This window comes from Pseudomonas palleroniana (assembly GCF_022836895.1).
In the GTDB taxonomy this organism is placed as follows: Bacteria; Pseudomonadota; Gammaproteobacteria; order Pseudomonadales; family Pseudomonadaceae; genus Aquipseudomonas; species Aquipseudomonas palleroniana.
Map to the genome: position 1 here is coordinate 1,172,501 of NZ_CP092411.1, position 11,374 is coordinate 1,183,874.

Below are 11,374 nucleotides of genomic sequence, written 5' to 3' on the forward strand. Positions count from 1 at the left end.
TCAACGGATAAAAGGTACTCCGGGGATAACAGGCTGATACCGCCCAAGAGTTCATATCGACGGCGGTGTTTGGCACCTCGATGTCGGCTCATCACATCCTGGGGCTGAAGCCGGTCCCAAGGGTATGGCTGTTCGCCATTTAAAGTGGTACGCGAGCTGGGTTTAGAACGTCGTGAGACAGTTCGGTCCCTATCTGCCGTGGACGTTTGAGATTTGAGAGGGGCTGCTCCTAGTACGAGAGGACCGGAGTGGACGAACCTCTGGTGTTCCGGTTGTCACGCCAGTGGCATTGCCGGGTAGCTATGTTCGGAATAGATAACCGCTGAAAGCATCTAAGCGGGAAACTAGCCTCAAGATGAGATCTCACTGGAACCTTGAGTTCCCTGAAGGGCCGTCGAAGACTACGACGTTGATAGGTTGGGTGTGTAAGCGCTGTGAGGCGTTGAGCTAACCAATACTAATTGCCCGTGAGGCTTGACCATATAACACCCAAGCAATTTGAGTCGAAAGGCCAGATTGCGGTGTGTGAAGACGCTATGAACCGAAAGTTCGACGCTCACAAGACACCGACTTCTATTACATACCCAATTTGCTGAAGCGAAGCCAACTGGCTACGATTCAGTACCCGAATTTCTTGACGACCATAGAGCATTGGAACCACCTGATCCCATCCCGAACTCAGTAGTGAAACGATGCATCGCCGATGGTAGTGTGGGGTTTCCCCATGTGAGAGTAGGTCATCGTCAAGATTAAATTCCGAAACCCCATTTGCGAAAGCAGATGGGGTTTTGTTTTGGGCGATCGAAAATGCGTGGGGCCGATGAAGGCTAGAGTTCGGCCATTTCTATGCAATGGCTTTGCGCATGGCTATCATGCGTGCCTCATCGTGAGGCGATATGTGCATGTTGACGTTGTTAGAACTTCTAAAAGATGGCCGATTTCATTCTGGTGAGGCTCTGGGGGCCGCTCTGGGCGTAAGCCGCAGCGCTGTTTGGAAACAGCTTCAGCATCTTGAGGCTGAGTTGAATCTGCCCATCCATAAAGTCCGGGGCAGGGGCTATCAACTCGCGTCTCCGCTGGCGTTCCTGAATGCCGAGGAAATTGCGGCGAATTCGGGCTCCACTGTATGGCCTGTCTACATTTCCGACTCTGTTGATTCCACTAATGCTGAAGCTTTGCGTCTTGTTGACGCCGGCTGCGCTGCGCCGTTCCTGGTGCTGGCCGAGCAGCAAACCGCAGGGCGCGGTAGGCGTGGTCGTAAATGGGTCAGTCCATACGCGCAGAATCTGTATTACAGCCTCGTGTTGCGCATTGAGGGCGGGCTGCGGCAGTTGGAGGGCCTCAGTCTGGTTGTGGGGTTAGCGGTCATGCAGGCCCTGCGTGAGGCGGGTGTGCAGCGTGCGGCCTTAAAATGGCCAAACGATGTTTTGGTTGAAGACAAAAAGATTGCCGGTATTTTGCTTGAGTTGGTGGGGGATCCTGCTGACATTTGTCACGTTGTGCTCGGTATCGGTATTAATGTGAATATGCAGAAGGCGGCTGATGTTGATCAGCAATGGACGTCGGTTCAGTTGGAGACTGGGTCTTCGGTCGATCGCAACCATTTGGTTGCAAGGTTGGGTTTGCAGTTGCAGGGCTATCTGGACCGACATAAAAGCCTTGGCTTCTCTGCTCTCCAGGAGGAATGGGAGCAAAATCATTTGTGGCAGGGTAGGGCTGTGTCTCTCATAGCGGGCGTCAACCAAATTGATGGGGTGGTGCTAGGTATCGATCGCCAGGGTGCATTGCGCCTGAGTGTTGATGGTGTCGAGAAAACATACAGCGGTGGTGAGTTAAGCCTGAGGTTGCGTGATGATTCTTGAGCTCGACTGTGGGAATAGCTTCATCAAGTGGCGTGTACTTGGGCCGGATAAAGCGGGAGTCTTGGCTGAGGGGGTGGTTGGCTCGGACGCTTCATTGGTTGAAAGTCTGCTCTCACTTCCAGATCTGTCGCTAACGCGGTGCCGACTAGTGAGCGTTCGAGCTGTCGAGGAGACCGATAAGCTGGTGGAGGTGTTGGAGCGGGTGTTTGGCGTCAGCGTGTCGTGTGCGGCTTCTGCGCGGGAAATGGCAGGGGTGCGTAACGGCTATGAAGAATTTGAACGACTGGGGCTTGATCGTTGGCTGGCAATGCTTGGGGCATTCAAGTTGGGCTCAAGTGCTTGCCTGGTACTTGATTTCGGAACCGCAGCGACTGCGGACTTTATTGCGGCTGATGGTGAGCACCTGGGGGGCTTCATCTGCCCGGGCATGCCCCTTATGCGCAGTCAATTGCGCACGCATACGCGAAAGATTCGATACGACGATACCGCTGCTGAGCAGGCGCTGGAGCGGCTCTCTCCCGGCCGTACTACCGTGGAAGCGGTTGAGCGAGGTTGTACGCTGATGTTAAGGGGGTTTGTGCTGACTCAGCTTGAGCTTGCCCGAAGTTATTGGGGGGATGAGTTCTCGGTGTTCCTCACAGGGGGGGATGCGGACTTGGTTGCGGAAGTCGTTCCGCAGGGGCGGCTCGTTCCTGATCTGGTTTTCGTCGGCCTGGCTATGGCGTGCCCTTTGTCCTGAGGTGTTTATGCGTTGGCTGTTTTTGCTTTTGCTTGTGCTCAATGTCTTCTACTACGTCTGGCATCAGCAAGAGGCTCCGTTGCGTGCGAAAGATGTCACTCCATTGAGTCTTTATAAGGGGTCTCAGCAAGACATTCGTCTGCTGAGTGAGTCTTCCGATGGCGTTGCCCGCCGTGATCGAGCCAAGGCTCCAGAAGCTCAGAATACCTGCTTATACGTGGGTGGGTTCTCAGATATGCGGCAGGCGCAGTTGCTTGAGCAGCGCCTCATGAGCTTGGATATAAAGGCCAAGATCCAAACCTTGAACGTTCCTGATGCTTTCGGTTACTGGCTTCGCGTGTCTCCGGAAAGCAGGCGTCTGGCTGATGATCTGCCGTTTGAAAACCTTGCTAAGGAATTCAATGAGTTAAAACATAAAATAATGTTGTGCGAAGGCGTTGCAAGTCTCGAATAGTTTGCATAGAATGGCGCCCGCTTCGCAGTGAAGACCTTTACGGTCTACAGTGTGAAGCGAAGGTCAACGCAGCTAACCTCATATTTTTAAATGAGAAAATGCTTGACAGAAGGTCGGCGTAATGTAAAATGCCGGCTCGCTTAGGAGGGGTTCCCGAGCGGCCAAAGGGATCAGACTGTAAATCTGACGTCTACGACTTCGAAGGTTCGAATCCTTCCCCCTCCACCATTTTTAGCGTGAGCTGCAAGCTCCGCGGGTATAGTTTAGTGGTAGAACCTCAGCCTTCCAAGCTGATGATGCGGGTTCGATTCCCGCTACCCGCTCCAAGTTTGCAGGTTGTGCAAGGTGTTTCGCTCTTGTAGCTCAGTTGGTAGAGCACACCCTTGGTAAGGGTGAGGTCAGCGGTTCAAATCCGCTCAAGAGCTCCATATAACAAGGCAGATATGAAAATATCTGCCTTTGTTTTAACAGCTTATCTCGGCTTGATTGCGTTGTTTCTGGCTTGGTTGTCAGGGTGTTTTCAAGTCTCTTGGGGTTGGTTGTTGTAAAGTCTTTTTCAGGTCTGCATAATGGTCGGCCTGATTTTGTTTTAGGTCAGTAGCTCAATTGGCAGAGCGACGGTCTCCAAAACCGTAGGTTGGGGGTTCGATTCCCTCCTGACCTGCCAGATTCACGTGGTGTGTCTGGCTTTCTTTTCACAGGATCTTCATAGATGACTCCTAAGGCTGAAGCTCAAAGCTCTCGTTTCGATCTGGTCAAGTGGCTCGCTGTAGTCGCTTTGGTGGTCGTAGGCGTTGTTGGCAATCAGTACTATTCTGCTTCGCCGATCCTGTACCGTGTACTTGCTTTGCTTGCTCTTGCTGCTGTAGCTGCCTTTGTAGGCCTGCAGACTGCCAAAGGCAAGTCTTTCGCAGTCCTGGTAAAGGAAGCTCGCACCGAAATTCGTAAAGTCGTTTGGCCGACTCGCCAAGAAACCACGCAGACCACGTTGATCGTTGTGGCTGTTGTTCTGGTTATGGCGTTGCTGCTGTGGGGGCTTGATTCCCTGCTCGGCTGGCTTGTTTCCTTGATTGTTGGCTAAGGGTGTCCCGTGGCTAAGCGTTGGTACGTTGTGCATGCTTACTCGGGTTACGAGAAGCATGTTATGCGCTCTTTGCTGGAGCGCGTAAAGCTTGCAGGCATGGAAGATGGCTTCGGCGAAATTCTGGTTCCCACTGAAGAAGTGGTTGAAATGCGGAATGGCCAGAAGCGTAAGAGCGAACGCAAGTTCTTCCCTGGCTATGTGCTGGTTCAGATGGACATGAATGAAGGTACTTGGCACTTGGTCAAGGATACTCCTCGTGTCATGGGCTTCATTGGCGGTACTGCTGATAAGCCTGCTCCTATCACTGACAAAGAGGCGGAAGCAATTCTGCGTCGTGTTGCTGATGGTAGTGACAAGCCTAAGCCGAAGACTCTCTTCGAGCCGGGTGAGGTTGTTCGTGTCACAGACGGTCCGTTTGCTGATTTCAACGGTACGGTCGAAGAAGTTAACTACGAGAAGAGCCGGATCCAAGTGGCAGTGCTCATTTTCGGTCGCTCTACTCCGGTAGAGTTGGAGTTCAGCCAGGTCGAGAAGGTCTAGCTGAGCAAGCATCCCAACCCCGCAGCCTTAGGCTGTGGGGTTTTGTCGTCACTGGGATAAACGCGCAAGTAACCGGGGAGCCTTTCGAGGCGTTTGAACCCGTAATTGGAGTGCCTCATGGCCAAGAAGATTACCGCTTACATCAAGCTGCAAGTGAAGGCCGCTCAGGCCAACCCTAGCCCACCCGTCGGTCCAGCTCTGGGTCAGCACGGCGTGAACATCATGGAATTCTGCAAGGCCTTCAACGCCCGTACTCAGGGTCTTGAGCCAGGTCTGCCGACTCCAGTGATCATCACTGTATACAGCGACCGTAGCTTCACTTTCGAAACCAAGTCGACCCCGGCTTCGGTTCTGCTGAAGAAAGCTGCTGGTCTGACTAGCGGTTCCGCTCGTCCTAACACCGTTAAAGTCGGCACTGTTACTCGTGCTCAGCTGGAAGAAATCGCGAAAACCAAAAACGCGGATCTGACTGCAGCTGATATGGATGCAGCCGTGCGTACCATCGCCGGTTCTGCTCGTAGCATGGGCCTTAACGTGGAGGGTGTGTAATGGCTAAGCTGACCAAGCGCCAAAAGGCTATCGCCGGCAAAATCGAAGCAGGCAAGGCCTACAACTTTGTAGACGCCGCTGCCCTGCTGACCGAGCTGTCGACTGTCAAGTTCAGCGAGTCTGTGGACGTTGCTGTAAACCTGGGTGTTGACCCACGTAAATCCGACCAGGTCGTTCGTAGCGCAACTGTGCTGCCACACGGTACTGGCAAGACTGTACGTGTTGCTGTGTTCACCCAGGGTCCGGCAGCTGAAGCTGCTCTGGCCGCTGGCGCTGACCGCGTTGGCATGGACGACCTGGCTGCCGAAATGAAAGGCGGCGACCTGAACTATGACGTAGTTATCGCTTCCCCGGATGCAATGCGCGTTGTAGGTCAGTTGGGTCAGATCCTCGGTCCACGCGGCCTGATGCCTAACCCTAAGGTCGGTACCGTAACTCCAGACGTAGCCACCGCGGTTAAAAACGCCAAGGCTGGTCAGGTTCGTTATCGCACCGACAAAAACGGCATCATTCACACCTCCGTTGGCAAAGTCGGCTTTGATGCCGTCAAGCTGAAGGAAAACGTTGAAGCCCTGATCGCTGATCTGAAGCGTATCAAGCCGGCTTCCTCGAAAGGTATCTACGTTAAGCGCGTTACCCTGAGCACCACTATGGGTCCAGGTCTGGTCATCGACCAAGGCTCGCTGGACGTATAAGACACAGATTGGCGCAGGAGACTGCGTCAATTGAAAAAATTGGGGTCCCTGCCTGGCGGGGGCTATCCAAGACCGTAGGCGGCGCAAGTCTTAAACCACAAGCCTACGCAGATGGTGCTCCCGGTTCCTTACCGAATCAGACACCAAAACGACATCCGGCTTCGGCCAGATGAAACGGTAACAAGCAGGAGTTAAACCCGTGGCAATTAATCTCGAAGACAAGAAGGCCATCGTCGCTGAAGTCAACGAGGCTGCCAAAGCTGCTCTGTCCGCTGTCGTGGCTGATGCCCGTGGTGTGACAGTAGGCGCTATGACCGGACTCCGTAAAGAGGCTCGTGAAGCTGGCGTATACGTACGTGTTGTACGTAACACCCTGCTCAAGCGCGCTGTTGCTGACACTGAATACAGTGTTCTCAACGACGTGTTCACCGGCCCGACTCTGATCGCTTTCTCCAAAGAGCATCCAGGCGCTGCTGCCCGTTTGTTCAAAGAGTTCGCCAAGAGTCAGGATAAGTTCGAGATCAAGGCAGCTGCGTTCGAGGGCAAGTTCCTCGCAGCTAACCAAATCGACGTACTGGCAACACTGCCGACCCGCGACGAAGCCATTTCGCAGCTGATGAGCGTGATTCAAGGCGCTACCAGCAAGCTGGCTCGTACTCTGGCTGCAGTTCGCGAGCAAAAAGAAGCTGCCGCAGCCTAAGGCTGAGCGACTTCTCTCGCGTATTTTTGTTTATTTCGATGGCCGCGTAGGCCGTCCCCCAATTCAGGAAATACAGTAATGTCTATCTCCCAAGAAGATATCCTCAACGCCGTAGCTGAAATGTCGGTTCTGCAGGTTGTTGAGCTGATCAAAGCTTTCGAAGAAAAATTCGGCGTTTCCGCTGCTGCTGCTTCCGCCGGCCCAGCCGCTGTTGCTGCTGTTGCTGAAGAGCAAACCGAATTCAACGTCATGCTGACCGAAGCTGGCGAGAAGAAAGTAAACGTGATCAAGGCAGTACGTGAACTGACCGGTCTGGGCCTGAAAGAAGCCAAGGCTGTAGTTGACGGCGCTCCTGCCATGGTTCTGGAAGCTGTTGCCAAAGACGCAGCTGACAAAGCCAAAGCAGTACTGGAAGAAGCAGGCGCTAAAGTCGAGCTGAAGTAAGCATCGACCTTGCGTCTCCAGCCCAAGCGTTAAGCTGAAGGCTGATGGCTGGTGGCTCTTGCCACCGGCCTTTTTCCGTTCTTGGCTGTCGACTCGGTCGCCGCCATTAACGCGCTGTAGCCACCCGATGCGGTGGTGCAAACCATGGGGTTTGCAAGATTTTCTGGCTGCTCCCGTCGGAGGGGCCAAACAAGCAGGTGACCAAGCTGGGGAACGCTGATGGCTTACTCATATACTGAGAAAAAACGTATCCGCAAGGACTTTAGCAAGTTGCCGGACGTCATGGATGTCCCGTACCTTCTGGCTATCCAGCTGGATTCGTATCGTGAATTCTTGCAGGCGGGAGCGACCAAAGATCAGTTCCGCGACGTGGGCCTGCATGCGGCCTTCAAATCCGTTTTCCCGATCATCAGCTACTCCGGCAATGCTGCGCTGGAGTACGTCGGTTATCGCCTGGGCGAACCGGCATTTGATGTCAAAGAATGCGTGTTGCGCGGTGTTACGTACGCCGTACCGTTGCGGGTAAAAGTCCGCCTGATCATTTTCGATAAAGAATCGTCGAACAAAGCGATCAAGGACATCAAAGAGCAAGAAGTCTACATGGGCGAAATCCCACTGATGACTGAAAACGGTACCTTCGTAATCAACGGTACCGAGCGTGTAATCGTTTCCCAGCTGCACCGTTCCCCGGGCGTGTTCTTTGACCACGACCGCGGCAAGACGCACAGCTCCGGTAAGCTCCTGTATTCCGCGCGGATCATTCCGTACCGCGGTTCGTGGTTGGACTTCGAGTTCGACCCGAAAGACTGCGTGTTCGTGCGTATCGACCGTCGTCGCAAGCTGCCGGCCTCGGTACTGCTGCGCGCACTCGGTTATACCACTGAGCAAGTGCTGGATGCCTTCTACACCACCAACGTATTCAGCCTGAAGGGTGAAACCCTCAGCCTGGAATTGGTGCCTTCGCGCCTGCGTGGTGAAATTGCCGTTCTGGATATCCAGGACGAGAAGGGCAAGGTTATTGTTGAGGCTGGTCGCCGTATCACTGCGCGCCACATCAACCAGATCGAAAAGGCTGGTATCAAAGAGCTGGAAGTGCCTCTGGACTACGTTCTGGGTCGCACCACCGCCAAGGTCATCGTTCACCCGGCTACAGGCGAAATCCTGGCTGAGTGCAATACCGAGCTGAACACCGAGATCCTGGCCAAGATCGCCAAGGCTCAGGTTGTTCGCATCGAGACTCTGTACACCAACGATATCGACTGCGGTCCGTTCATCTCCGATACTCTGAAGATCGACTCCACCAGCAACCAATTGGAAGCGCTGGTCGAGATCTATCGCATGATGCGTCCTGGTGAGCCACCGACCAAAGACGCTGCCGAAACCCTGTTCAACAACCTGTTCTTCAGCCCTGAGCGCTATGACCTGTCTGCGGTCGGCCGGATGAAGTTCAACCGTCGTATCGGTCGTACCGAGATCGAAGGTTCGGGCGTGCTGTGCAAGGAAGACATTGTTGCGGTCCTGAAGACCCTGGTCGACATCCGTAACGGTAAAGGCATCGTCGACGACATCGACCACTTGGGTAACCGTCGCGTTCGCTGCGTAGGCGAAATGGCCGAGAACCAGTTCCGCGTTGGCCTGGTGCGTGTTGAGCGTGCGGTCAAAGAGCGTCTGTCGATGGCTGAAAGCGAAGGCCTGATGCCGCAAGACCTGATCAACGCCAAGCCAGTGGCTGCGGCGGTGAAAGAGTTCTTCGGTTCCAGCCAGCTCTCGCAGTTCATGGACCAGAACAACCCGCTCTCCGAGATCACCCACAAGCGCCGTGTATCCGCACTGGGCCCGGGTGGTCTGACCCGTGAGCGTGCAGGCTTTGAGGTTCGTGACGTACACCCGACGCACTACGGTCGTGTTTGCCCGATCGAAACGCCAGAAGGTCCGAACATCGGTCTGATCAACTCCTTGGCTGCGTACGCGCGCACCAACCAGTACGGCTTCCTCGAGAGCCCGTACCGTGTGGTTAAGGACGCTCTGGTCACCGACGAAATCGTTTTCCTGTCCGCCATCGAAGAAGCTGATCACGTGATCGCTCAGGCCTCGGCCACGATGAGTGACAAGAAAGTCCTGATCGATGAGCTGGTAGCTGTTCGTCACTTGAACGAGTTCACCGTCAAGGCGCCGGAAGACGTCACCTTGATGGACGTTTCGCCGAAGCAGGTAGTGTCGGTTGCAGCGTCGTTGATCCCGTTCCTGGAGCACGACGACGCCAACCGTGCGTTGATGGGTTCCAACATGCAGCGTCAAGCTGTACCCACCCTGCGTGCTGACAAGCCGCTGGTAGGTACCGGTATGGAGCGTAACGTAGCGCGTGACTCCGGCGTTTGCGTCGTGGCTCGTCGTGGTGGCGTGATCGACTCCGTTGATGCCAGCCGTATCGTGGTTCGTGTTGCTGATGACGAAGTTGAAACCGGCGAAGCTGGTGTCGACATCTACAACCTGACCAAGTACACCCGTTCGAACCAGAACACCTGCATCAACCAGCGTCCGCTGGTGAGCAAGGGTGATCGCGTTCAGCGTAGCGACATCATGGCTGACGGCCCGTCCACCGACATGGGTGAGCTGGCTCTGGGTCAGAACATGCGTATCGCGTTCATGGCGTGGAACGGCTTCAACTTCGAAGACTCCATCTGCCTGTCCGAGCGTGTTGTTCAAGAAGACCGCTTCACCACGATCCACATTCAGGAACTGACCTGTGTGGCTCGTGACACCAAGCTTGGGCCAGAAGAGATCACTGCGGACATCCCGAACGTGGGTGAAGCTGCACTGAACAAGCTGGACGAAGCCGGTATCGTTTACGTAGGTGCTGAAGTTGGCGCAGGCGACATCCTGGTTGGTAAGGTCACTCCGAAAGGCGAGACTCAGCTGACTCCGGAAGAGAAGCTGCTGCGTGCCATCTTCGGTGAAAAAGCCAGCGACGTTAAAGACACCTCCCTGCGTGTGCCTACCGGCACCAAAGGTACTGTCATCGACGTACAAGTCTTCACCCGTGACGGTGTTGAGCGTGATGCTCGTGCACTGTCCATCGAGAAGACTCAACTCGACGAGATCCGTAAGGACCTGAACGAAGAGTTCCGCATCGTTGAAGGCGCGACCTTCGAACGTCTGCGTTCCGCTCTGGTAGGCCACAAGGCCGAAGGTGGCGCAGGTCTGAAGAAAGGTCAGGACATCACCGATGAAGTTCTCGACGGTCTTGAGCACGGCCAGTGGTTCAAACTGCGCATGGCTGAAGATGCTCTGAACGAGCAGCTCGAGAAGGCTCAGGCCTACATCGTTGATCGTCGCCGTCTGCTGGACGACAAGTTCGAAGACAAGAAGCGCAAACTGCAGCAGGGCGATGACCTGGCTCCAGGCGTGCTGAAAATCGTCAAGGTTTACCTGGCAATCCGTCGCCGCATCCAGCCGGGCGACAAGATGGCCGGTCGTCACGGTAACAAGGGTGTGGTCTCTGTGATCATGCCGGTTGAAGACATGCCGCACGATGCCAATGGCACCCCGGTCGACGTCGTCCTCAACCCGTTGGGCGTACCTTCGCGTATGAACGTTGGTCAGATCCTTGAAACCCACCTGGGCCTCGCGGCCAAAGGTCTGGGCGAGAAGATCAATCGTATGATCGAAGAGCAACGCAAGGTCGCTGACCTGCGTAAGTTCCTGCACGAGATCTACAACGAGATCGGCGGTCGCAACGAAGAGCTGGACACCTTCTCCGACCAGGAAATCCTGGATCTGGCGAAGAACCTGCGCGGCGGCGTTCCAATGGCTACCCCGGTGTTCGACGGTGCCAAGGAAAGCGAAATCAAGGCCATGCTGAAACTGGCAGACCTGCCAGAAAGCGGCCAGATGCAGCTGTTCGACGGTCGTACCGGCAACAAGTTCGAGCGCCCGGTTACTGTTGGCTACATGTACATGCTGAAGCTGAACCACTTGGTAGACGACAAGATGCACGCTCGTTCTACCGGTTCGTACAGCCTGGTTACCCAGCAGCCGCTGGGTGGTAAGGCTCAGTTCGGTGGTCAGCGTTTCGGGGAGATGGAGGTCTGGGCACTGGAAGCATACGGTGCTGCTTACACTCTGCAAGAAATGCTCACAGTGAAGTCGGACGATGTGAACGGTCGGACCAAGATGTACAAAAACATCGTGGACGGCGATCACCGTATGGAGCCGGGCATGCCCGAGTCCTTCAACGTGTTGATCAAAGAAATTCGTTCCCTCGGCATCGATATCGATCTGGAAACCGAATAACACGTGACGCGAAT

At 54.8% G+C, this 11,374-nt stretch carries 10 protein-coding genes, 4 tRNA genes and 2 rRNA genes (1 of these 16 only partly in view); all 16 read left to right on the forward strand.

Annotation, left to right across the window (positions count from 1 at the left end; translation table 11 throughout):
• Window positions 1-482, forward strand: a 23S ribosomal RNA gene (locus MJP36_RS05195); it begins 2,411 nt to the left of the window's first position.
• Window positions 483-633: 151 nt separating this feature from the next.
• Window positions 634-749: ribosomal RNA gene (gene rrf / locus MJP36_RS05200) — 5S ribosomal RNA — on the forward strand.
• 153 nt (window positions 750-902) lie between these two features.
• Window positions 903-1,862: a bifunctional biotin--[acetyl-CoA-carboxylase] ligase/biotin operon repressor BirA gene (birA, locus tag MJP36_RS05205; protein ID WP_244384998.1), complete on the forward strand. Its 960-nt coding sequence runs from the start codon at window positions 903-905 to the stop codon at window positions 1,860-1,862.
• A complete protein-coding gene (locus tag MJP36_RS05210; RefSeq protein ID WP_244384999.1) occupies window positions 1,852-2,601 on the forward strand; it encodes a pantothenate kinase in 750 nt (249 codons plus the stop codon). The genes birA and MJP36_RS05210 overlap by 11 nt, the downstream gene beginning before the upstream one ends.
• Window positions 2,602-2,608: 7 nt before the next feature.
• Window positions 2,609-3,055: a hypothetical protein gene (locus MJP36_RS05215; protein WP_060755291.1), complete on the forward strand. Its 447-nt coding sequence runs from the start codon at window positions 2,609-2,611 to the stop codon at window positions 3,053-3,055.
• Between the two features lie 143 nt (window positions 3,056-3,198).
• Window positions 3,199-3,283 (forward strand) — tRNA-Tyr (locus MJP36_RS05220).
• Window positions 3,284-3,307: 24 nt separating this feature from the next.
• Window positions 3,308-3,381, forward strand: a tRNA-Gly gene (locus MJP36_RS05225).
• A 26-nt stretch (window positions 3,382-3,407) separates the two neighbouring features.
• Window positions 3,408-3,483, forward strand: a tRNA-Thr gene (locus MJP36_RS05230).
• A gap of 163 nt (window positions 3,484-3,646) precedes the next feature.
• A tRNA-Trp gene (locus MJP36_RS05235) sits at window positions 3,647-3,722 on the forward strand.
• Window positions 3,723-3,767: 45 nt separating this feature from the next.
• On the forward strand, window positions 3,768-4,136 hold the full coding sequence (secE, locus tag MJP36_RS05240) for a preprotein translocase subunit SecE (protein ID WP_003194658.1): 369 nt from the start codon (window positions 3,768-3,770) through the stop codon (window positions 4,134-4,136).
• A 9-nt stretch (window positions 4,137-4,145) separates the two neighbouring features.
• A complete protein-coding gene (gene nusG, locus MJP36_RS05245; RefSeq protein ID WP_003176436.1) occupies window positions 4,146-4,679 on the forward strand; it encodes a transcription termination/antitermination protein NusG in 534 nt (177 codons plus the stop codon).
• Window positions 4,680-4,796: 117 nt separating this feature from the next.
• Complete coding sequence (rplK, locus tag MJP36_RS05250; protein WP_003176435.1) at window positions 4,797-5,228, forward strand: 50S ribosomal protein L11; 432 nt, start codon at window positions 4,797-4,799, stop codon at window positions 5,226-5,228.
• Complete coding sequence (gene rplA / locus MJP36_RS05255) at window positions 5,228-5,923, forward strand: 50S ribosomal protein L1 (RefSeq protein WP_003232403.1); 696 nt, start codon at window positions 5,228-5,230, stop codon at window positions 5,921-5,923. The genes rplK and rplA overlap by 1 nt, the downstream gene beginning before the upstream one ends.
• A 199-nt stretch (window positions 5,924-6,122) precedes the next feature.
• Window positions 6,123-6,623, forward strand: a complete 501-nt coding sequence (gene rplJ / locus MJP36_RS05260; protein ID WP_016969477.1) for a 50S ribosomal protein L10 — start codon at window positions 6,123-6,125, stop codon at window positions 6,621-6,623.
• 78 nt (window positions 6,624-6,701) lie between these two features.
• Window positions 6,702-7,067 carry a 50S ribosomal protein L7/L12 gene (rplL, locus tag MJP36_RS05265; protein ID WP_060755290.1) on the forward strand — a complete coding sequence of 122 codons (366 nt, stop codon included), beginning with the start codon at window positions 6,702-6,704 and terminating at the stop codon, window positions 7,065-7,067.
• A 219-nt stretch (window positions 7,068-7,286) separates the two neighbouring features.
• Window positions 7,287-11,360, forward strand: a complete 4,074-nt coding sequence (rpoB, locus tag MJP36_RS05270) for a DNA-directed RNA polymerase subunit beta (RefSeq protein ID WP_060755289.1) — start codon at window positions 7,287-7,289, stop codon at window positions 11,358-11,360.
• Window positions 11,361-11,374 lie beyond the last annotated feature (14 nt).

Bases quoted from the DNA above. Each gene is read 5' to 3' on its own strand.
- birA (WP_244384998.1), top strand. From the start codon at position 903: ATGTTGACGTTGTTAGAACTTCTAAAAGATGGCCGATTTCATTCTGGT.
- MJP36_RS05210 (WP_244384999.1), top strand. From the start codon at position 1,852: ATGATTCTTGAGCTCGACTGTGGGAATAGCTTCATCAAGTGGCGTGTA.
- MJP36_RS05215 (WP_060755291.1), top strand. From the start codon at position 2,609: ATGCGTTGGCTGTTTTTGCTTTTGCTTGTGCTCAATGTCTTCTACTAC.
- secE (WP_003194658.1), top strand. From the start codon at position 3,768: ATGACTCCTAAGGCTGAAGCTCAAAGCTCTCGTTTCGATCTGGTCAAG.
- rplK (WP_003176435.1), top strand. From the start codon at position 4,797: ATGGCCAAGAAGATTACCGCTTACATCAAGCTGCAAGTGAAGGCCGCT.
- rplA (WP_003232403.1), top strand. From the start codon at position 5,228: ATGGCTAAGCTGACCAAGCGCCAAAAGGCTATCGCCGGCAAAATCGAA.
- rplL (WP_060755290.1), top strand. From the start codon at position 6,702: ATGTCTATCTCCCAAGAAGATATCCTCAACGCCGTAGCTGAAATGTCG.
- rpoB (WP_060755289.1), top strand. From the start codon at position 7,287: ATGGCTTACTCATATACTGAGAAAAAACGTATCCGCAAGGACTTTAGC.